The following is a 19,963-nucleotide window of genomic DNA, read 5'->3' as shown; positions in this document are numbered from 1 at the left end:
CGCCTACTTCCCCTTCCTGGGGGCCTTGGCGTACGCGACGCTCTGGGCCACCTTCTCCGCGAGGGGCTCGAAGCGCTCCTGCTGCTTCTGGTCCATGTGGAACACGAGCGACCAGGTCGTCTTGCCGTCGCAGCCCACGTAAGTGACGGTGCGCACGGACTCGGCGCCATCCGGCGTGGTGTCCGAGTCCACGCGGCGCGCCGCCGGGGACTTGCCCAGCTTGAGCGACTTCCAGCCCGGCTCGCCGCCCATGGCGGAGAGGATCTTGTCCAGGCACACCTGGGGCTTCATGCCCGCGGTCTGCACCGCGCCCACGTCCACCAGCACGTAGGCGTCGCCCGAGGGGTCCGCGAAGCGCAGGGTGCCGTCCGCCTCGGAGCGCGCCCAGTCCTCGGGCAGGTTGAGCGTGAGCGTCTTCACCTCGCGCTTCGCGAGCTCCGCCGTCGGCTCACCCGCCGCGAGAAGCGCCACCACCAATGAGCCAAGCATCACCGTGCCTCCAGCATGTCCTGGAATGGGTTGAAATAATCCGGGGCCTTCTCCAGCACGCCATCCAGGCCCTTGCCGCCGGTCTCCGTGCGCTTCACGTCGCCGAAGTGGCCGCGGCCGATCGCCGCCACCATGCCGTCGCGGTGGCACTCCTCGAGCAGCTCCATGGCCTTGGCGAACACCTCGCGCGCGCGGTTGGCGATGCGGCCGTCCTCGCGCACGGTGAACTCCTCGTCGATGCCGCGCGCCGCCCGGTGGATGTAGCTGGCGGCCTTGAGCGCCACGTAGCGGTCGGCGAGCAGGGGCGTGTGCATGGCCTCGGTCATCATGCCCAACAGCTGGATGCCCTGGCGCGTCCACACCGCCACCAGATCCGCCATCACGTCGTACGCGTGGCTGAAGAAGATGTCCGTCTCCTTGTGCTTGGTGGGCGGCATGTACTTGAGCGGCGCGTCCGGGAAGCAGCGGCGCACGAGCATGGCCTGCGACAGCTCCAGGAGCAGCGTCTCCGGGCGGTGCGGATCGATCTCGTACGAATGGCCGATGCCCAGCTGCCAGTCCTTGAGCCCCGCGCGCTTGGCGAAGCTCTCGTTGATGAACTGGCTGGCGATGACGGTGTGCGCCGCGTCGTAGGCGTCCGCCGTGGTGATGTAGTTGTCCTCGCCGGTGTTGATGATGATGCCGGCCAGGGCGCAGATGCGGCGGCTGAAGTACTGATCGATGAACGTGCGCCGCATGTTGATGTCGCGGAAGAGGATTCCGTACATCGCGTCGTTGAGCAGCATGTCCAGCCGCTCGTAGGCCGCGGCGAAGGCGATCTCCGCCATGCACAGGCCCGAGGAGTAGTTGGTCAGCTGGATGTAGCGCTTGAGCTTGCGGCTCTCGTCGTCCAGGGCCTCGCGCATGATGCGGAAGTTCTCCTGGGTGGCGTAGGTGCCGCCGTAGCCCTCGGTGGTGGCGCCGTGGGGCACGTAGTCCAGCAGCGACTGCGCCGTGGAGCGGATGACGGCGATGATGTCCGCGCCCGCCTGCGCCGCCGCGCGCGCCTGGTCCACGTCGTCGTAGATGTTGCCCGTGGCCACGATGACGTACTTGTGGGGTGCCTGGCCCTGACCCAGCTCCTGGCGCAGGGCGTCGCGCTGGGCGATGCGCGAGGTGAGCTCGTCCATGGCGCCCTGGGCCTCGGCCCGGACTTCCTCGCGCAGGTTGTGCTCCACCTCGGGGGACAGGGGGCCGAGCTTCTCCAGGGGCATGGCCGTCAGCCGCTCCACGGCTTCCAGCGGACTACGCGCCCCCATGTGCAGGGCCCGGCCATACCAGTAGGCCACGCCCCGGTTGAGCACGCCCGCCTGCTGCAGGCGGTCCACCATGAGGTTGGCGAGCGGCACCCCACCCGGCCCCGCGTCGGAGACGCCGAAGAAGCGCAGCACGGTGCGCTCGATGGAGACGGTGGTGTTGCGGCGGATGAGGTCGAAGATGGGCTCGGTGATGTCTAGCGCCATCTTGCGCGCGTGAGCCACCTGCGCGTCTTCGATGAACGGACCCGGCATGTTGTCACCTTACTATACGTAACGCGTTTCGAAGAGACGGCGCAGGGCGGGCTCCGCGCGCAACAGATCCAGGGTGAGCTGGGCGTGCCCCGGCACGTACCCGTTGCCCACGAGCATGGTGACGTCCTTGCCCACGCCCTCCGCCCCGAGCGCCGCCGCGGTGAAGCTGGTGGCCATGGAGAAGAAGATGACGGTGCCCCCGTCCTTCACACTGAGGATGGACGCCATCTCCGTGTTGCCCACCGAGGCGCAGTTGACCACCAGGTCGCACAGCGCGCCCTGGGTGGCGCCGGCCACGGCCTCCATCACCTCCACCGCGCGCGTGGCATCCACCTGGAGCGTCGCGTCACACAGGCCCAGACCCTTCAGGGTGTCGAGCGCCTGTCCGGAGATGTCCAGGGCGAGCAGCCGACCCTGGCCCTTCAAGTCCCGGCGGGCCTGGGCGAGGCACAAGGCGCCGCTCTTGCCCGCCCCCAGCACGGCCACGGTCATGCCGGGGCGCACCCAGCGCGCCACCAGGGCGGGCGCGCCACACACGTCCAGGGCCGCGAGGGCCAGCGTGTCGGGCATGTCCTCGGGCAGCTTCGCGTAGAGGCCCGTGGCGAACAGCAGCGCCTGGCCCCGGATGTCCACCCGATCGATCGCCGGATGCACGGCCCGCACCTCGTCGATGCGCAGGGGCGTGAGGCTCAGGCTCACCAGCGTGGCGATGCGCTCGCCGGGCTGGAGCGTGCCGTGGGCGGGGTGACCGGCGCCCACCTCGCGCACCCGGCCAATCAGCATGCCGCCCGAGCCCGTCACCGGGTTCTGCATCTTGCCGCGCTCGCGGACGATCTCCCGCACCCGCGCGGCGATGCGCTCGGGGTCCGCCCCCACCTCGTCCTTGATCTGCTTGAAGGAGGCGGCATCGATGTTGAGGCTCTCCACATCGATGAGAACCTCGGCGTCCCGGCAGGGCAGTGAAGGGTCCAGCGTGCGCGCCCGCTGGGGCAGCACTCCCTTCTCCCCCACGACACGGGACAGCCCGTAGTGGTCGCGACTCATGGCAGGCCCCTTCCGTGGCCACGAGCGGGAGCATCTCCCGCCCGTGAGAATGCACGGACAAGCCTCTACCCGGGCCCACGCGGGAGCGCCAGGGGCTTCGTCAGACGCCCCGCGTCATGCCAGCGCCTTCCGGGTGGCGCCCTACTCGGTCGCGAGCCGGGGGCCAATCACCGCCAGCGAGCGCTCGAAGCGGTAGTTGACGCCCGTGTGGCCGTCCTCGAACTCCTCGTGCGTGAGCTCCACGCCGCCGTTCTTGAGGTCCTCGGCCAGCATGCGCGCGCCCCAGCGCAGGTTGAACTCGTCGCGCGAGCCGCAGTCGATGAACACGGTCTTCATCTTGCGAAACGCGTCCACGAACTTGGGCACGAAGCGCACCGGGTCGTGCACGAGCCAGCGGTTCCACACCTCCAGGCGCAGCTTGCCCGTCTGCGCGTCGAAGGGCAGCTCGAGGTTGAGCGGCTCACCTTTCTTGGGCGAGTAGGCGGCCGCCATGGCCAGGATGTTGATGACGGAGAAGTCCTCGCCCTTGGCCTTCGTCTCCCGCGAGCGGCGCAGGAAGTCCTTGTACCAGGCCTCCACGCCCCCCGCCTTGAGCAGCGCGGCGGCGGCCTTGGGCAGGTCCGGCAGGTAGCAGTACTCGAAGTAGGCGTCGGGCGACTGGGCGCTCAGGTGCCCGAAGAGCTCCGGGTGGTAGCGGCCCATCACCAGGGCGCCGTAGCCGCCGGAGCTGTGCCCCACCACCGCGCGCGCGAGCGCCTTGGGCAGCGTGCGGAAGGTGCGATCCACGTGGCCCACCACGTCCTTGGCCAGGAAGTCGCGGTAGCGGCCGATGGCGTCGCTGTTCACCCACTGACTGCCGCCCAGCGCCGTCCAGCCGTCCGGGAACACGCCGATGACGGGCGGAATCGTCCCCGCCGCGATGAGGGCGTCCAGGCGCTCGGGGACACTCAGCGAGAACGCCGAGAAGTTCGTCCACGACTTGCCGCTGTTGGAGAAGGCGTTGAGGAAATACACCGCCGGGTAGCGCGCCGTGCCCTCCGCGTAGCCGGGCGGCAGGTACACCGTCAGTGCGCGCCGGGAAGAATCCCCCAGCGGGTTGGACTCCAGCGCCGGCGAGGCCACCACCTGCGTCTCGAGGATGCCCTTCATGTCACTCCCCTCCACCGGGGCCCAGCGTCAGCCGCGGGGGCCGGTGGGCTTGCCGAAGAACTTCATCACCTGTTGCAGATCCTCCCACGCCTTGCGCTTCTCCGCGGGTTGGCGGAGCAAGTACGCCGGGTGGAAGGTGGGCATCAGCTGGATGCCCTCGTATTCACGCCACGTGCCGCGCAGCCGGGTGATGGGCGTCGTGTCGCGCAGCAGCGTCTGGGCGGCGAACTTGCCCAGCGCCACGATGGCCTTGGGCTGGATGGCCTTGAGCTGCGCGCGCAGGAACGGCTCGCACGCGGCCACCTCGTCGGGCTCGGGGTTGCGGTTGCCCGGCGGGCGGCACTTCACCACGTTGCAGATGTAGATGTCGTCGCGGCGATAGCCCATCGCCTCGATCATCTTCGTGAGCAGCTGGCCCGCCGCTCCCACGAAGGGCACGCCCTGCAGGTCCTCGCTCTCGCCCGGACCCTCGCCCACGAAGACGAGCTCGGCGCGCGGGTTGCCCGTGCCGAAGACGATGTTCTTGCGCCCCGTGCACAGCTTGCACCGGCGGCAGTCGCCCAGCTCGCGGCGGACCTCGTCCAGCGTGGGCCGATCGCCCCCGGACAGCGCGTCGGGCGTGAGGATCACCGGCACGGGGGCGGGCGCGACCACGGGAGGCGCCAGCGCGCGCGGCGGCGCGGGTCTGGCGGCGACTGGAGTCGGCGCCGCGACAGGCGCGGGCCTCGCGGCGACCGGAGCCGGCGCCGCGGCGGCGGGCGCGCGCAACCGGGCGGCACGCGCCTCGGCGGCCAGACGGGCATCCATCTGCAGGAACCGCCCTCCGTCCTCCTCCTGCCAGAGGAGGTGGCGGCGCAGATCCTCCAGCACTTCGCTCAACGCCTGCGAGGTTTCGGGGGCTTCGCTCACGATGGGTAGGGTGTACGGGGGCGGAGGAAGGGATTCAACGGCCTGACGGGTAGGCCGCCCGTACGCTTACCCCAGTGCCCGCCACGGCGCCACTATCGCGCGCCCCCACGCGCCGTGTGGGGCTCAGGGGACAGCGGGGAGGTACGCCAGGAAGGAGCGCAGCAGTTCGCGCGCCACCTCGCGCTTGGTGCCGCCCAGGGCGCGCTCCTGCCCGTCCCGCGTGAGCACCGTCACCTGGTTGGTGTCCGTGCCGAAGCCCGCGCCCGGCGCCGAGACGTCGTTGGCCACGATGACGTCCAGCCCCTTGCGCTCGAGCTTGCCCCGTGCGTACTCCACCACGCGCTGCGTCTCCGCGGCGAAGCCCACCAGCGCGGGCCGGCGGGCGAGTCCCGAGACCCGGCGCGACGCCTCGGCGAGCACGTCCGGGGTGCGCACCAGCGTCAGGGCCTCGGGCCCCTCGGACTTCTTCACCTTGTGCTCGGAGCGGACCTCGGGCCGCCAGTCACTCACCGCCGCCGAGGCGATGAAGAGGTCCACGTCCGCCACCCGGGCGAGCACCTCGCGCGCCATGTCCTCGGCGCTCACCACGTCCACCACCTCCAGCCCCCGCCGCGTGCCCTCCCCCACCGGGCCGAGCACCACCGTCACGCGCGCGCCCGCGTCCCGCGCCGCCTCCGCCAGCGCCAGCCCCATCTTCCCCGTCGAGGGATTGGAGATGAAGCGCACCGGATCCAGGTACTCGCGCGTGGGCCCGGCGGTGATGAGCACGCGCCGGCCCGCGAGCACGCCCGGAGCGAACAGGCGCGCGGTGGCCGTGACGATGTCCCGCACCTCGGCGAGCCGCCCCGCGCCCACGTCGCCGCACGCGAGCAGGCCCGCCCCCGGCCCCACCGCGTGGAAGCGAGGCGTGGCGAGCAGGGCCGCGAGGTTCTCCTGGGTCCGCTCGTTGTCCCACATGGCCACGTTCATCGCGGGCGCGAGCACCACCGGGCCCCGGAAGGCCAGCAGCGAGGTCGTCACCGCGTCGCCGCCCAGGCCCACGCGGATGCGCGCGAGCAGGTCCGCCGTGGCCGGCGCCACCACGAACGCCTCGCCCCAGCGCGCCAGGTCCAGGTGCCCGAAGTTCCCCTCCTGGGCGGGGTCGAAGTAGTTGGTGAGCACCGGGTGCCCACAGAGCGCCTGGAAGGTCAGCGGCGTGACGAACTGCTGGGCGGCCTCGGTCATCGCCACGCGCACCTCGGCGCCCGCCCGGCCCAATTCCCGCACCAGCTCACACGCCTTGTACGCCGCGATGCCGCCGCCCACGCCGACGATCACCCGGCGCCCCTGCAATAGCGAAGCGTCCATGGTCGGTTCCTTATGCGCCAGGGTCCAGCCTCGCAACCCCGACGTGTCCCCGCGCTCGCGAAAAAGGGCGCGTCGCCCCACACGCGCAGTCAGGATCCGAGCGCCCCTCCCCGCGGTGGCGGAGGTCGGGGGTATGGTGCGAGGCGGTCATGAGCGCCACCCTCACCTTCGACGACTCCTCCTGGCCCCTGGTCATCATGCGGATCTCCGGGGTGATGACGAGCGCGCAGTACGTGCACTTCCTCGAGCGCTCCGCGTCCTTCCTGGATCGCGGCGAGCCGTACTTCAGCATCTCGGACGTGCGCCACGCGGGCATTCCCCCGCTCCCGCAGTGCCGTCAGCTGGCGGATTGGATGCGCGGACAGCAGGTCCGGATGCGCCAGTACGTGCGCTGCAACGCCATCCTGGTGACCTCGGCCCCGCTGCGCCTGTCCATGAGCCTCGTCTTCCACCTCATGCCCCCGCCCATGCCGCACACGGCCGTGTCGGACATGGACGCCGCGGTGGCCTTCGTCCTCCACCACATGCGCGAGGCGAAGCACGACGAGGCCGCCGAGCGGGTCCGCCAGCACTTCGCGCCCGCGGGGCTGTCCGCGTCCTGACGGGGGCCTGGGCGGCTCAGGGCGCCGCGGCGCCCGGCTGCCGCGCGCGCAGCTCGTCCCGCAGGGGGATGAGGGCCGTGTTCGACAGCACCACGGACGAGCCGAAGCCGGTGGGGTGGTCGCGCTCCGCCTGGCGCAGGCGCTCCAGGTGCGCGGCCAGCCGCTCGCGCCGCTTCTTCTTGCTCGGATGGGGCGTGAAGAGGCCCTTGTCGGGCAGCTTCGTCAGGAAGGTCAGGTACGCGTCGGGCGAGTAGCCCGCGGCCGCCATCAGCTCCACCGCGTCCAGATCCGCGGCGTACTCGTCCGCCTCGGACAGGCCCTTGTCCGTCATCGCGTCGAGGAAGCCCTTCATGAGCTTGCGGACGATGGCGTCGCTCACCTGGTCGATGTTGAGCGAGCGCACCGCCGAGCGGGTGACCTGCGCGATCACCTCTCCCCATTGACCCCAGGACAGCTTCTCCAGGACCGCGCTCGCCGTGCTCCCCACGTGCTGCCCCGCGTAGGCGAAGCCCTCGCTCGCCAGGGCCTGCTCCGCGCGCCAGCCCTCGGACTCGGCGGCCCGGACGCACTCGTCCTTGAGGTACCGCTGGTACTCGTTCAAGGCGTGCTTGCGCGTGATGTGGGAAATCTCATGGGCGAGCACGCCCGCGAGCTGGGCCTCGTCGTCCAGCCGCGCGAGCAGCCCCTCGGTCACGAAGACATAGCCGCCGGGTCCACTCACCGCGTTGACGCCCTCGGACTGGAGCACGCCGAACACCCACGGCAGCGTGGGCCGGCTGGACTGCGCCGCCAGGTTGCGGCCGATCTTGTTGAGCTGCAGGTGCAGCGCCTTCTGGTCCGGATGGGTCGTGAGCCCGCCGCCATCGCTCACCCAGTGGACGCCCACCGCGCCGCCCAGGGCCCGCTCCTCTTCCCAGCCGATGGCCCGGTCATCGAGCGTCTGGCACTCGGCCTTCTTGGACGCCTCCACGGCCCTCGCCGCCTGCTTGTTCTCGATGTAGCGGGAACAGGAGCCGAAGCCACACAGGAGCAGGCAGCCCGCGGACAACAGGAGTGGGCGCTTCATCGCGTGCCTCCCGGGGTCTTGCCCTTGCTCGTCGCGGCGCGGGCCTCCAGCTTGGACGTGCCCATCACCTCGGGCAGGCCGCCCGCGCGGGCGTACTTCGCCACGTCATCGTCCCGCAGCCGCTCGGCGACCTTCTCCAGGGCCTCGAGCTGGGCCACGCTCTCGGGACGGGACAGGGACTGGCCGTAGGCGATGGCGCCCGGCCCGAGCGCCTTGACGGCCGCGCCCGAGGACGCGAAGGCCGTGGGGGAGATGGGCTTGTCGGGGTGCGCGCTGAGCACCTCCAGGGACGGCGGCGAGGAGCTCAGGTTGGCCTGGTAGATGACGCCCGTGAACGTTCCCTGGGAGCTGCGCGAGGTCACCTTGTGCCAGGGCGTGGTGCCCTCGCGCCCGAGGTACGTCACGGAGTGGCCCGGCTGGAGGATGTCGAGCGTGCGCGCGGAGGGCTGGCTCGACGCCTTGAGGTGGGTGTTCTTGGCCTTGACGTACAACACGGAGGCCGGGGGCTCGGGGGCGGCCACCGCGAGGGTGACGCCCACCGTCGTCAACAGGGTGACGAGTCGGGGGTGGCTCATGCTCACTTCTCCAGGTTCGTCACGCCCTCGAAGGGCATGGCGGGGGGATTCTCGACGTAGTGTTGGCACCGCCCGAGCAGCAGCCGGCTCGGCCCGTCCTCCGCGTCCGCCCCGAGCGCGTCCTCGAGGAGGGGGATGGCCTCGGCGAAGCGCGCCTCGCGGTAGAGCGCGAGCGCCCGGGCATAGCGCGCCACGGTGGCGCCGCGCGCGGCGGACAGCTCGCCCTTGCGCGCGAGCAGCTCGTACACGGTCACCACCTCGGCCTTGCCCGCCACCCGCACCCGGTCCAGCTCGCGCGCCTCGATGTGCGCGTGCGCGAGCGCGTACGTGCGCGGCCCGATGAGGATGACGGTGTCATAGGCCTTGTTGGCGCCCTCGAGCCGGGCCGCCAGGTTCATGCCGTCGCCGATGGCGGTGTAGTCGAGCAGGTACTCGCTGCCGAAGTTGCCCACGAACATCTCCGCCGAGTTGAGCCCCATGCGCGTGTAGACGTCCGGCAGGCCCTCGCGCCGCAGCTCCACGCGCAGGGCGTCCACCGCGGAGCGCACGGCGAGCGCCGCGTGGCAGGCGCGCACGGCGTGGTCGCTCATGGTCAGGGGCGCGCCGAAGAGGCACACCACGGCATCGCCGATGTACTTGTCCAGGCAGGCCCCGTGCTCCATGAGCACGGCGCTCACGCGCGTGAGGTAGCGGTTGAGCAGCGCCACCAGCGCCTTGGGATCCGCCTTGAAGCGCTCGCTGAACGAGGAGAAGCCCCGGATGTCGGAGAAGAAGGCGGTGATCTCCCGCGTCTCGCCCTCCAGCGAGGGCAGCCGCTGCTGCTCGACGAGCTGATCCACCAGCGTCTTGTCCAGAAAGCGGTTGAAGGACTCGCGCAGCCGCTCGCGCTCGCGGTTGGCGAACATGTGGTTGAAGGCCACCGCGGACAGGCAGGCGAACTCGCCCGCGTACAGGGGCATGGCGCTGAGCACGTGGACGCCGCGCGTGAGGCACACGCCGGGCACCAGGAAGAAGCCGAAGTAGAGCGCCAGGGGCCAGAGGATCTCCAGCGCGGGCACCCGCAGGAGCGTGAGCAGGGCCACGGAGAAGAGCGCCACCCCGGCGGTGAGCAAGAGAGACACCCAGAAGGGCGCCTCGGTGATGAAGCGTCCGGCCAGCAGCGCCTCCAGCGCCACCGCGTGCTTGACGAGTCCCGGCGCCTCGCTCTGGAAGGGCGTGGCCTTCACGTCGGCCGTGCCCACGGCGAGTCCGCCCACGACGACCACCTTGCCCCGGAAGGTGTCCTCGGCGATCACGGGGACCAGGGGCGTGCCCCGCTCGCGGTGTGCTTCCCGGCGCGCCCAGTCCTCCAGCACCGCGTAGACGCTCACCGCCTGGAAGCGCTCCTCCCAGCGGCCGCCGAAGTCCAGCTCCGCGCTGCCATCCGGGTTGACGGGCAGCTCCCGGTCGCCCACCCGCAGCCGCCCCGGGGAGAGCTCCACCCGCTGGGCGCCGAGCAGGTCCGCCGCCGCCGCCACCGCCAGCGTGACGTAGGTGTTGGCGCCCTCCGCGTAGGCGAAGCGGGTGCGGCGCAGGCGACCATCGCCATCCGCCTCCATGGCCACGAGCCCGAAGCCCGGGGTGACCCGCAGCAGGGCCGGCAGCGGGGGCACCGGGTGGAGGGCACGCCGGGGTCCGCCATCCCGCGGATCATGCGCCAGCACGGGCAGCGCGAGCCCCTCGTGCCGCACGGGAAAGGCGAGGGCCCGGGCCACCTCGTCGGGGGGCGGCGCCAGGGGCGTGTCGTCCGTCGCGGCGAAGGGATCCGCGGAGAGGTCCTCCGGCGCTGGCGGCACCGCGTCTCCCGGCAGGCGGTTGGCGGGCGTCACGCCAGGCAGGGAGGGCTGGCCCGCGTTGACGCTGAAGCCGAGGGTGAAGGGGATGCCGCGCGTCTCCACCACCTGGGCGAGCGCCGCGTCGTTCCCCTCGTCCGAGCCCCGCTCGTCCATGACGCCGTCGAACACGATGGCGCGCGCGCCCAGGTCCGTCAGGTGCTCGAAGACGAGGGCCCACAGGTTGCGCGAGTACGGGTAGACGCCGAAGTTGCGCGTGTAGTGGGGGTTGTCCCGGATGCCCTGGAGCGTCGCGTCGTCGATGCCGACGAGCACCACCTCGCTCGAGCGAGGGCGGCCCCGGGTGAAGAGGGTCAGGCCGTTGTCGTACGCGGTGAGCTCCGCGTCGTGTATGCGCAGCAGGTCGTAGTGCTGGCACAGGGCCGCGCCCACGGTGGCCAACAGCGTCACTCCGAGGATGAGCTTCCAGGAGTTGCGCAGCCGCAGGGCGTGGACGCGGAGGAAGGGCTTCCGCATCCCGCCGACGCTAGCACCTCAAGGCCCGAGCACCACGTCCGCCGAGGTGGGCAACTGCACCGTGCGCACCAGGGTCCCCTGCTCCGCGTCCGCGTGGAAGTTGGACCAGATGACGGTGTAGCGCCCGGGAGGAAAGCCCTGGAGCGTGAGGCGGTCGCCACGAGGTTGGTAGAGCAACTGTCCGTAGCGCGCCCGCATCAGCTCCCGGGGCGGATCCTTCACCCCGCTCACGTCCCCGGCGATGACCCACAGGGCCTTGCCCCGCTCGACCTGCGCGAAGCGCACCGTCAACGAGGACGTGCCCGGCGCGGGGCCGAAGTCCAGGTGCTGCTCGGACTCACCCACCTGGACGAGCAGGGCGGGCTCACCGGCGAAGTCCCGGCCGCCCATCGCGAAGCGGTAGCTGCCCGGGGCCACGTCCACGCCGTAGCGCCCATCCGGCCCGGTGACGAAGCTCAAGGGCTCGCTGCGGTCCGCGTTGACGCCCTCCACCTGCACGCCCGCGGCGGGCGTGCCGTTGGCCTGGTACACCACGCCCGACAGGCGCGTGGCGCGCTTGAGCACCAGCTCCAGCGCGCGGCCCTCCTCGCGGGCGGCCGACACCGAGGCGCTCAGCCGGCCCTTGCGCGCCGACACGTTGAACTTCGACACGAACGAGGGGCTGGGCAGCGAGAAGCGCCCGTCCGGCCCCGTCATCACCGAGTCCTCGCACGCATCACAGCCCACCACCGCGTCCGCCACCGGCCCCCCACCCTCCTCGCGCACGAGCCCCGTCACCACCGGCGCCCGATCCAGCACCAGCTCTCCCAGCTCCGTGGGCCGCGCCGGCTTGTCCACCATCAGGGGCTCGAAGCCCGCGGCCTCCACGGAGACGATGAGGCGGTCGCCCGCGGCGGACAGCGGCAGCTCGAAGCGGCCATCCGCGCTCGTCACCTCGTGCTCATCCACGCGGAAGCGCCGCACCGGCCCTCCGTCCCGGCTCACCACCCGGCCCCGGTACAGCTCGCGGGCCTTGAGCACCACCCGCACGGACTCGCCGCCGGCCGTGCCCTGCACCCGCTCCGGCTGGTCGTAGCTCGCGTGGCGCGCCTCCACCAGGTAGGGCCTGTCCGGCTTGAGCGCGCGCACCTCGAAGCGGCCCTGGGCGTCCGTCGTCACCGCCGCGCTCGTGCGCGGCAGCACGGAGACCGAGGCCCCCGCCACGGGCTGGCCCTGGGTGTCCACCACCTCGCCGCGCAGGGCCTTGCCGGCATCCAGCGAGACCGTCACCTTCTGGGTCTGCCCGTCGAGCACCTCCACCGTGCGCCGCTCCGAGGGCTGGTAGTCCGGGTGCATGGCCACCATCGCGTAGGTGCCCGGGGGCAGGCCCCGCATGGGCACCAGACCATCGGAGCCCGAGGAGGAGTCGCTGCGGAAGATGCCATCGCCCTCCACCCACAACACCACGTCGGCGCCCTCCACCCGGCGGCCCTCGGACGTCACCGTCACCTCGAGCGAGGCGCGGGGCTCCAGCTCCAGCTTCGCGTCCTCGGTGGGCGCGGTGACCTTCACCTGCCCGCCGCCCCACTCGGAGTGGTGCGCGTGCAGCGAGTACAGGCCCGGAGAGGGCACGGACACGGCGAAGTGGCCCTCGCCGTCCGCCAGCACGGATTCCCCGGTGGGCTGCACGAGCACGGACACGTTGGGCGCGGGCCGGCCGTATTGATCCAACACGTGGCCGGCGATGACGGTGGCGCGGACCATCTCCAGCTCCAGGGTCGTCTCGCCGGGCTTGATGCGGGCGGGCAGCTGCGCGTCCTGGAAGCCCGGGGCGCGGCCCTCCAGCACGTAGTCGCCCAGGGCGAGCGGCCCGAACTGGACGAGCGCCCCCGTGGAGGCCTTCTGCGCCTGGATGACGTCATTGCCCCGGGCGGTGCGCAGCACCAGCTGGGGCGCGGGCACGGGCTGTCCGGCCTCGTCCACCACGGTGACGAGCAGCGCGCCCGCCTCCTCCAGCTCGAGCGTCACCTGGGTGAGCCGCTCGCTCAGCGTCACGGCGCGCGGCGCGGCGCCCCACGCCCCCGACTCGGCCGACACCACGAGCGCGTCCGGGTACAGCGACTCGAAGCGCACCACGCCCCGCTCCGCCTGGGCTTCCCGCAGGAGATGGTCCGCCTTGAGCCGCACCCGGGCCGAGGCGGGCTGGCCCTGGCGGGTGACGCGCACCTCCAGCGTGCGCGAGGGCTCCAGGCGCATGCGGAGCACCCGCGCGCCCGCCTCCACCTGGGGCTCCACCGTGGGCAGGAACCCCGGGGCGGACGCCAGGACATAGAAGGGCCCCTCGCCGAGGCCCGACAGGACAAAGGAGCCATCCGGACCCGTCACGGCCTCGGACGGCAGGGGCACCTTGCGCGACACGGCGTGCACGCGCGCGCCCGCCAGGCCCCGGCCCGACTCGTCCACCACCTGGCCGGAGATGCTCCGGGGCGCGGGCAGGAACAGCTCCACCGGCTCTCCCGGGGCGGCGCGCTCGCGCATGGCGGCGCCAAACCCCTCGGCGCGCGCCCACACGGAGAAGGACACCCCCGCCAGGTGCTCGAAGCGGAAGCGCCCCTGCGCGTCCGTGCGCACGCTGGCCTTGGCGTGCAGGAAGCCATGGGCCTGCTCGAAGAAGTCCCACGCATGCAGGGCGCTCTCGCGCGCGGGGCACGCCAGCAGCGCCAGGCCGCACTCGTCGCAGCGCACCGACGTGAGCGTCTTCTGGGCGCTCGCCGCGAGCGACACCTCCGCGTCCGCCACGGGCCGACCCGCCGGGTCCAACACGCGCCCGGTGAGCGTCAGCCCCTCGGCGCGGCCCGAGGACACCTCCACGGATTCAAAGGAGGGCAGCACCCGCGCCGCGGGCTCCCGGACCACGGCGGGAGCCTGCGCCGGAGACACCGGCCACAACACGGCCCCGGCGATGAACACCAGGAAGGACGCCACCGCGATCACGAGCCATTTGCGCATGGAGGGTCTGGCGCGGGACACTAACCCCGCGACCGGGCTGCCAACCGCCATTTCCGCGCATTCATTCCGCCCGTCCTCCGCCGGACGCTCGGGGCGTCCGGCGGGAGGGGGGTGCTACTCCTCGGCGAAGGGCTGGATGGCCTGCGCCACCGCCAGCTCCTGCCGGGCCTCGCTCAGCTCGGAGTTGGTGGCCCGCAGACGGTCGGACAGCACCTGCACGAAGCTCCAGAGCATCTTCACCGCGAGGATGGACTCGCGCTTCATCAGGCCCATCAGGTCCGAGCGGGAGATGACCATGGTGCGCGTGGGCTCGACCGCTCGCACGGTGGCCGAGCGAGGGGCGTTGTCGATGAGGCCCATCTCGCCGAAGTGCCCGCCGGGCCGCAGCTCGGCGATCTCCACCCCGCTCTTCTCGATGACCACCCGGCCGCGGATGACCACGAAGAGCTCCTCGCCCGGCTGCCCCTCCACGACGATCTCCCGCCCCGCAGGGAAGGTGCGCGTGGTGGCGATGGACAGCACCGCCGTCTGCTCCTTGTAGGTGAGGTGGCGGAAGAGCGGAATCTTGCGCAGCGCCTCCATGCGGCTCTGCGCCTCGCTCGTCTCCGCCTCGAGCGTGCCCTCGCCGGACACCTTCACCACCACGGCGGTGATGTTGTCCTTGCCGCCGCGCTCGTTGGCCAGGTCCACGAAGCGCTTGGGCAGCTCCACCGGGGAGGAGCCCTGCACGAGTGGCAGCACCTCGTCGTCATCCAGATAGCCGTGCAGGCCGTCCGAGCACAGCAGGAACAGGTCGCCCGGGAACAGGTCCACGATGAGCGTGTCGACCTGGACGGACTCCTGGATGCCCACCGCGCGGGTGATGACGTTGCGGTACTGGGAGGTGGCCGCCTGCTCCTTGGTGATGGTGCCCGCCTTGAGCTGGGCGGCCACGAGCGTGTGATCCTCGGTGAGGCGGTGGCACTGGCCGTGGCGCACCAGGTAGATGCGCGAGTCGCCCACGTGCCCGATGACGCCCTTGTTGCCGCTCACCGCCAGGCACACGAACGTGGTGCCCATGCCGCGCTTGGAGGGGTCCGAGAGCGCCATGCGGAAGATGTCCGCGCAGGCGCGCTGGATGGCCACCTCCATGAGCGCCTGGGCCGCGTTGCGCGCGTCCTGGCTGGTGTTGGTGCTCAGGTCCTTGAGCAGGTGGCGGTTGGACACCATGTGCTGGCGCACCACCTCGGTGGCGCGGGAGCTCGCCACCTCGCCGGCCGCGTGACCGCCCATGCCGTCGGCCACGATGAACAGGCCGAGCGGTGCATCCACGAGCATCGCATCTTCGTTGTGCTGCCGCTTCCGGCCCACATCCGTCAGGCCGAACGCCTCTGTCGTCAATGGCACCGCGAACGCTCCCTGCTCCCTCTGTCGAGGGGAAACCCCACGTTACGAAGCCGTGGCACGGCTTGACAAGCTCACGGTCCTGGCCGCCGCGCGAGCACCTTCGTGAATCCACTGGAGAGGTAGAACGTCACCTCCACCTGCCCGAAGCGCAGCCGCGTCCCATCGGCCAGCGCCGTCGCGCGCCGGGGCACCAGTCGCACCCCCGCCACGAACGAGCCATTCTTCGAGCCCGCGTCCGTCACCACGTAGCCCCCGTCCGGCTCCCGCTGGAACCAGGCGTGGAAGCGCGACACCGTCGCGTCGTCCAGCACCACGTCGTTGTTGCCGGTGCGCCCCACGGTGATGCCCCGGCCGAACGCGTTTTCTTGATTCTTGGTGACTGGGAAAACCAGCGGCTCGCCCACCCCGAGCATGGGCGTCACCACGCTGGTGAGGGTCCGGAACGGATGCCGCTCCTCCGCGTCCCCCACCGCCGGAGTCACCACCGAGGGCGGCATGAACACCAGCACCGCTGGAGGCAGCGACCGCTCGTACTCCGCCCGCTCCTTGTGGAAGCGGCCGATATGGAGACTGAGGAGCTCGACCATCGTCAGTACACACTTCACCCGACCCGGGGGATGGGGTCCAGAGGCGTCTAGCGCCAATCCGCGTACACCCCGAGCTGCAACCCGCCGAGGTACGGCCGCGACAAGCTGGCCCGCTTGTAGTTGTAGGGATCACCATAGCCCACCGCCGCGCCCAGTCCAATGGAACCGAAGCGGTAGCCGATCCGCGCGCGCCCATCCAACTGGCCCACCCAGTAGGACTCCCGGGTCTTGGTGCTGCCCGTCATGCGGGCCGTGTACCACATGGGGCCGGTGCCCAGTTGGAACCCCCACTGCCACCCCGAGCGCTGCTGGCTGGTGTAGCCCACCGCGAACAGCAGTGAATAGGCCCGCAGGGAGGTCAGCGTCCCCGGGGCCTCCTCGAAGCGGGCCGGCCAGGAGACGGCGTGGCGCACGGTGGGCTCGATCAGCACCGCGAGTGTGTCCTCGAAGTGGTGGAAGAAGTCCAACTGCCACTGCAGCCGCGCCTCGGGCACCACGGCCCCCTGGCCCAGGGACGTTCCGAGGAAGGCGCCCCGGGGCAGCCACATGGGCACGGAGGACTCGGCGGGGGTGCGACGGGCGGGGGTTTGCGCCCAGACCTCGGTGCACAGACACCCGGTGAACACCAGGCAGGCGGCGAGACGACGGATCATGACGCTCCCTTACCTCGTTTCCAGGCGGCATGTGTCAAGCGCTTGTCAACGAAGTCCTCCCTTGGCTATGTCTCCGGGCTCCCTCTCCGTATGGGAGGGCTCAAGGAGTCGTCCCCCGCATGCCCAGTGCGTCAGCACGTACAGGCAACACCAAGAAGCGCGCCCCCCGCGGCGATACCCTGATCCGCAAGGCGGAGGCCGCCGCCACGGGATTGTTGGGCCACAGCGAGCGCGTGCTGGTCGTCTACGACGAGGGAGGGGCGACCCTCTATTACGAGTCGGACGACGCGGAGGATGGAATAGGCCGCCGCACGCTGTCGCGCGCCTCGTGAGTCAGGCGGACGCGGCGCTCGTGGGCGCCGTGTGCGAGGTGGCGCGGGAGGCTGGACGCACCACCCTGCCCTTCCATCGCGCGCCGCTCGCCGTGGAGCGCAAGGCGGACGACTCGCCGGTCACGGCCGCGGATCGCGCCGCCCACACGTTGATCGTCGAGGCCCTCCAGCGGCTCACCCCCGCCCTCCCCGTGCTGTCCGAGGAATCGGACGCGGGGGCGTTCGCCGAGCGGCGGCGGTGGCCCACCTTCTGGCTGGTGGACCCGCTCGATGGCACCAAGGAGTTCATCAAGGGCAGCGGGGAGTTCACCGTGAACATCGCCCTCATCTCCGGCAGCGAGCCCGTGCTGGGCGTGGTGCACGTGCCCGTGTCCGGGGTGACGTACTGGGGCGCCCGGGGCCCGGGCGCGTTCCGGCTTGAGCCCGGCCAGCCGCCGGTGGCGCTGCGCACCCGCCCCGCCGATCCGGAACGGCTCGTGGTGGTGGCCAGCCGGGATCACGCGGGCCCGCGCGTGGAGGCCCTGCTCGCGCGCCTGCCCACGGCGAGCACCGCCAGCCTCGGCAGCTCGCTCAAGTTCTGCCTCATCGCCGAGGGCCGGGCGGACTTCTACCCCCGCTTCCAGCCCACCAGCGAGTGGGACACCGCCGCGGCGCAGGCCGTGCTGGAGGCCGCGGGCGGCGCCGTGACGGACACCGCGGGGCAGCGGCTGGCCTACAACAAGGACGTGCTCACCAACCCGTCCTTCCTCGCCTTCGGCGACCCGCGCCAGGACTGGCTCGCCCTGCTGGCGTGAGCCGCGTGTCAAGCATGTGCCACGAGCGACGCAACCCCGTTTTCTGCGGCTCCCTCCACACCTAGCGAGGTGTATACGGCATGGACCGGACGTAGTTGCGCATGCTGCGCGGGTCGTTCGGGTTCTCGGCGTTGGGCGGCGACTGTCGGACGGTGACCGGGTTTGTATTCGATCACTGATTTTTCGCGACGACCGGATTGCCCACGCCCGTGGCCCCCCGCAACCCCGTCGCCCTTATGGGCGTAGTGCTGGTCGCGCGGTTCGCTCTCGTAGCCAGGGGACGCGGCGCCCGTAGGTCTCCACGTTGATGACACCCAGCCGACGCTCGGCCTCTTCCGGAGGCATGCCTTCCTGGATCACGCGCTCCTTGCTCTGCTCGACGGCGTTGTCGGTGATGAGACAGCCCTAGTTGTGCGCCACCACGTTCATGGGCTGCCCGGACATGGCGTGCTGGTACACTAGACGCTCTTGCGGGGAACTCGGTTTTCAGCCCTAGCGGAGATGGGCATGCCATGGGACATCCCACCCTTGATAACGAGACGCCATTCGCTTTCGACATGATGGGCCTCGCCGATGAGGATGGGCGTCCACTGCTGTTGCTCGTGGTGAAAGCCACCTACTCCGTTGGCGACTCCGGGCTGAAACTCTCGGAGGAGCAGGCGCCGGTGAAGTGGAGCGGCGAGTCCTGGGGCAAGCCAGGTGAATCCAGCGACAAGTACGAACCGGGAACCGCATTCATCAAGCCCGCCACGGACGTGGTGCTCATCGGCCACGCGTACCCACCACAAAAGGGCGCCACCGAGTCACTGGTGGCGCTGCAGGTCGGCCCGCTGAAGAAGGCCGTGCATGTCGTGGGCGAGCGGACGTGGTTCCGGAGCATGGGCCACATCGCCGCGACGAAGCCCCTGCCTTTCAACAAGCTGCCCCTCACGTGGGAACGCACCTTTGGCGGTTGGGACCGAACGGATGCGGCGAAGCCAGCTTTCGAGCCGCGAAACCCTGTGGGCACGGGCTTCCGCGCCAGCCCGCGCCACTTCGAGGACGGTCTGAAGCTGCCCAACTTGGAGGACCCGGCGGAGCCGTTGCGTGAGTTCGGACAGAAGGTGACACCCGTGGGCTTTGGCTTCACCTCACCGCACTGGCAGCCACGCGCGAAGTACGCGGGCACCTATGATGAGGCGTGGAACAAGACGCGCAAACCGCTGCTGCCCAAGGACTTCGACCGGCGCTTCTTCAACTCCGCCGCGCCGGGGCTCGTCGCTCCCGGCTACCTAAAGGGCGATGAGCCCGTCATCATCGTGGGTGCCTCACCCAAAGGTCTGCTCTCCTTCCTGCTTCCCCGGCAAGCGGCCCCGGTCGTCACCGTGGAGTTGGCCGGTGGAGAGGACTCGATGCCTGAGATGCGCCTGGACACCGTCATCCTCGACCCGGACGCGGAGCAGGTTCTGCTGATGTGGCGCGGGCACGTGATACTCGGCGAGGGCATGCACGACGTGCGCGGGCTGAAGGTCACCGCCGAAGGGGTCTCTCCGCCGAAGAAGGCCTGAAGAACAGTGGGTCGCCTGGCTTCCAAAACCTCACACCCACATCACCGCACCTCCGACAACCAAGCCGCAGATGTTCGCGCCTCGTCGCGCTGCGAGTGTAGACTGCCCTCACTGGAGGTAGACGCGATGCCCGTCAATACCGGTGTGAACAAGATGTCCGTGGTAACGAAGGACAGTGGCGGCGTCACCTCGGCTTTCCCGGACGTGTGCAAGACGCCGAGCCCCGCCGGGCCGGTGCCCATTCCGTACCCCAATATCGCCCAGTCCTCGGACACCGCTCAGGGAACCAAGAAGGTGTCCGTGGGTGGCAACCCGGTATGCGTGAAGGATTCCAACTTCAAGACGAGTACCGGCGACGAGGCGGGGACTGCGGGCGGCGGCGTGGCCTCCAGCAAAACCAAGGGCAAGGCCGAGTTCGTCAACTTCTCCTTTGACGTGAAGTTCGAAGGGAAGAACGTGGCGCGCGCCATGGATCTGATGCTCCACAACGACAAGAACACGCCCCCCTTCCCCGTCATTCAGGGGCCCGTCATCGCCAACGGCGGCAGCGACGAGGAGCCCACCTGCGGCGTGTGCAAGAAGCACCTCTAGCCATTC

Annotated in this window: 18 protein-coding genes; 5 read left to right on the top strand and 13 right to left on the bottom strand. The window is 70.8% G+C overall.

Annotated features, from left to right (window positions below; genetic code table 11):
* Nucleotides 1–3: 3 nt before the first annotated feature.
* From I3V78_RS19970 to coaBC, 6 genes are all read right to left on the bottom strand, one after another.
* Nucleotides 4–489 (bottom strand): hypothetical protein, encoded by a 486-nt coding sequence (locus I3V78_RS19970; protein ID WP_204490050.1) that lies wholly within the window; start codon nt 487–489, stop codon nt 4–6.
* Complete coding sequence (gene kamD, locus I3V78_RS19965; RefSeq protein ID WP_204490049.1) at nt 489–2,039, bottom strand: lysine 5,6-aminomutase subunit alpha; 1,551 nt, start codon at nt 2,037–2,039, stop codon at nt 489–491. The genes I3V78_RS19970 and kamD overlap by 1 nt, the downstream gene beginning before the upstream one ends.
* Before the next feature lie 12 nt (nt 2,040–2,051).
* Nucleotides 2,052–3,083 (bottom strand): L-erythro-3,5-diaminohexanoate dehydrogenase, encoded by a 1,032-nt coding sequence (gene kdd, locus I3V78_RS19960; protein ID WP_204490048.1) that lies wholly within the window; start codon nt 3,081–3,083, stop codon nt 2,052–2,054.
* A 141-nt stretch (nt 3,084–3,224) separates the two neighbouring features.
* On the bottom strand, nt 3,225–4,232 hold the full coding sequence (locus I3V78_RS19955) for an alpha/beta hydrolase-fold protein (RefSeq protein WP_204490047.1): 1,008 nt from the start codon (nt 4,230–4,232) through the stop codon (nt 3,225–3,227).
* A 27-nt stretch (nt 4,233–4,259) separates the two neighbouring features.
* Complete coding sequence (locus I3V78_RS19950; protein ID WP_204496719.1) at nt 4,260–5,144, bottom strand: uracil-DNA glycosylase family protein; 885 nt, start codon at nt 5,142–5,144, stop codon at nt 4,260–4,262.
* A 120-nt stretch (nt 5,145–5,264) separates the two neighbouring features.
* Nucleotides 5,265–6,488, bottom strand: coding sequence for a bifunctional phosphopantothenoylcysteine decarboxylase/phosphopantothenate--cysteine ligase CoaBC (gene coaBC, locus I3V78_RS19945; RefSeq protein ID WP_204490046.1), 1,224 nt, complete (start codon nt 6,486–6,488; stop codon nt 5,265–5,267).
* 149 nt (nt 6,489–6,637) lie between these two features.
* Between coaBC and I3V78_RS19940 the strand changes: the two genes are divergently transcribed.
* Complete coding sequence (locus I3V78_RS19940) at nt 6,638–7,090, top strand: hypothetical protein (protein ID WP_204490045.1); 453 nt, start codon at nt 6,638–6,640, stop codon at nt 7,088–7,090.
* Between the two features lie 16 nt (nt 7,091–7,106).
* On the opposite strand, the gene I3V78_RS19935 is transcribed toward I3V78_RS19940, so the two are convergent.
* From I3V78_RS19935 to I3V78_RS19905, 7 genes are all read right to left on the bottom strand, one after another.
* Nucleotides 7,107–8,156: a M48 family metallopeptidase gene (locus I3V78_RS19935; protein WP_204490044.1), complete on the bottom strand. Its 1,050-nt coding sequence runs from the start codon at nt 8,154–8,156 to the stop codon at nt 7,107–7,109.
* Complete coding sequence (locus I3V78_RS19930; RefSeq protein ID WP_204490043.1) at nt 8,153–8,731, bottom strand: SH3 domain-containing protein; 579 nt, start codon at nt 8,729–8,731, stop codon at nt 8,153–8,155. Before I3V78_RS19930 ends, I3V78_RS19935 begins: the two co-directional genes overlap by 4 nt.
* A 2-nt stretch (nt 8,732–8,733) precedes the next feature.
* Nucleotides 8,734–11,079, bottom strand: coding sequence for an adenylate/guanylate cyclase domain-containing protein (locus tag I3V78_RS19925; protein ID WP_204490042.1), 2,346 nt, complete (start codon nt 11,077–11,079; stop codon nt 8,734–8,736).
* A gap of 18 nt (nt 11,080–11,097) precedes the next feature.
* Complete coding sequence (locus tag I3V78_RS19920; protein WP_204490041.1) at nt 11,098–14,067, bottom strand: carboxypeptidase regulatory-like domain-containing protein; 2,970 nt, start codon at nt 14,065–14,067, stop codon at nt 11,098–11,100.
* Nucleotides 14,068–14,181: 114 nt separating this feature from the next.
* Complete coding sequence (locus I3V78_RS19915; protein ID WP_239578081.1) at nt 14,182–15,384, bottom strand: cyclic nucleotide-binding domain-containing protein; 1,203 nt, start codon at nt 15,382–15,384, stop codon at nt 14,182–14,184.
* Between the two features lie 140 nt (nt 15,385–15,524).
* Nucleotides 15,525–16,040 carry an FHA domain-containing protein gene (locus tag I3V78_RS19910; protein ID WP_204490040.1) on the bottom strand — a complete coding sequence of 172 codons (516 nt, stop codon included), beginning with the start codon at nt 16,038–16,040 and terminating at the stop codon, nt 15,525–15,527.
* Nucleotides 16,041–16,087: 47 nt separating this feature from the next.
* The gene (locus I3V78_RS19905; protein WP_204490039.1) at nt 16,088–16,693 is read right to left on the bottom strand and encodes a hypothetical protein; all 606 of its coding nucleotides are present in this window, start codon (nt 16,691–16,693) and stop codon (nt 16,088–16,090) included.
* A gap of 119 nt (nt 16,694–16,812) precedes the next feature.
* On the opposite strand from I3V78_RS19905, the gene I3V78_RS19900 reads away from it, so the two are divergent.
* From I3V78_RS19900 to I3V78_RS19885, 4 genes are all read left to right on the top strand, one after another.
* Nucleotides 16,813–17,025: a hypothetical protein gene (locus I3V78_RS19900; RefSeq protein ID WP_204490038.1), complete on the top strand. Its 213-nt coding sequence runs from the start codon at nt 16,813–16,815 to the stop codon at nt 17,023–17,025.
* The gene (gene cysQ, locus I3V78_RS19895) at nt 17,022–17,819 is read left to right on the top strand and encodes a 3'(2'),5'-bisphosphate nucleotidase CysQ (RefSeq protein WP_338023680.1); all 798 of its coding nucleotides are present in this window, start codon (nt 17,022–17,024) and stop codon (nt 17,817–17,819) included. Before I3V78_RS19900 ends, cysQ begins: the two co-directional genes overlap by 4 nt.
* 512 nt (nt 17,820–18,331) lie before the next feature.
* Nucleotides 18,332–19,366, top strand: coding sequence for a DUF2169 family type VI secretion system accessory protein (locus I3V78_RS19890; protein ID WP_204490037.1), 1,035 nt, complete (start codon nt 18,332–18,334; stop codon nt 19,364–19,366).
* 126 nt (nt 19,367–19,492) lie between these two features.
* Nucleotides 19,493–19,957, top strand: a complete 465-nt coding sequence (locus tag I3V78_RS19885; RefSeq protein WP_204490036.1) for a DUF4150 domain-containing protein — start codon at nt 19,493–19,495, stop codon at nt 19,955–19,957.
* Nucleotides 19,958–19,963 lie beyond the last annotated feature (6 nt).

The sequence above is a fragment of the Archangium primigenium genome (genome assembly GCF_016904885.1).
Taxonomy (GTDB): Bacteria; Myxococcota; Myxococcia; order Myxococcales; family Myxococcaceae; genus Cystobacter; species Cystobacter primigenius.
Note: the sequence above shows the minus strand (reverse complement) of the source record. Positions and strands in the feature narration are given on the sequence as shown.

Excerpts from the sequence above, each read along its gene's own strand:
- I3V78_RS19970 (WP_204490050.1), bottom strand. The coding sequence starts at position 489 with ATGCTTGGCTCATTGGTGGTGGCGCTTCTCGCGGCGGGTGAGCCGACG.
- kamD (WP_204490049.1), bottom strand. The coding sequence starts at position 2,039 with ATGCCGGGTCCGTTCATCGAAGACGCGCAGGTGGCTCACGCGCGCAAG.
- kdd (WP_204490048.1), bottom strand. The coding sequence starts at position 3,083 with ATGAGTCGCGACCACTACGGGCTGTCCCGTGTCGTGGGGGAGAAGGGA.
- I3V78_RS19955 (WP_204490047.1), bottom strand. The coding sequence starts at position 4,232 with ATGAAGGGCATCCTCGAGACGCAGGTGGTGGCCTCGCCGGCGCTGGAG.
- coaBC (WP_204490046.1), bottom strand. The coding sequence starts at position 6,488 with ATGGACGCTTCGCTATTGCAGGGGCGCCGGGTGATCGTCGGCGTGGGC.
- I3V78_RS19940 (WP_204490045.1), top strand. The coding sequence starts at position 6,638 with ATGAGCGCCACCCTCACCTTCGACGACTCCTCCTGGCCCCTGGTCATC.
- I3V78_RS19935 (WP_204490044.1), bottom strand. The coding sequence starts at position 8,156 with ATGAAGCGCCCACTCCTGTTGTCCGCGGGCTGCCTGCTCCTGTGTGGC.
- I3V78_RS19930 (WP_204490043.1), bottom strand. The coding sequence starts at position 8,731 with ATGAGCCACCCCCGACTCGTCACCCTGTTGACGACGGTGGGCGTCACC.
- I3V78_RS19925 (WP_204490042.1), bottom strand. The coding sequence starts at position 11,079 with ATGCGGAAGCCCTTCCTCCGCGTCCACGCCCTGCGGCTGCGCAACTCC.
- I3V78_RS19920 (WP_204490041.1), bottom strand. The coding sequence starts at position 14,067 with ATGCGCAAATGGCTCGTGATCGCGGTGGCGTCCTTCCTGGTGTTCATC.
- I3V78_RS19915 (WP_239578081.1), bottom strand. The coding sequence starts at position 15,384 with ATGCTCGTGGATGCACCGCTCGGCCTGTTCATCGTGGCCGACGGCATG.
- I3V78_RS19910 (WP_204490040.1), bottom strand. The coding sequence starts at position 16,040 with ATGGTCGAGCTCCTCAGTCTCCATATCGGCCGCTTCCACAAGGAGCGG.
- I3V78_RS19905 (WP_204490039.1), bottom strand. The coding sequence starts at position 16,693 with ATGATCCGTCGTCTCGCCGCCTGCCTGGTGTTCACCGGGTGTCTGTGC.
- I3V78_RS19900 (WP_204490038.1), top strand. The coding sequence starts at position 16,813 with ATGCCCAGTGCGTCAGCACGTACAGGCAACACCAAGAAGCGCGCCCCC.
- I3V78_RS19890 (WP_204490037.1), top strand. The coding sequence starts at position 18,332 with ATGGGACATCCCACCCTTGATAACGAGACGCCATTCGCTTTCGACATG.
- I3V78_RS19885 (WP_204490036.1), top strand. The coding sequence starts at position 19,493 with ATGCCCGTCAATACCGGTGTGAACAAGATGTCCGTGGTAACGAAGGAC.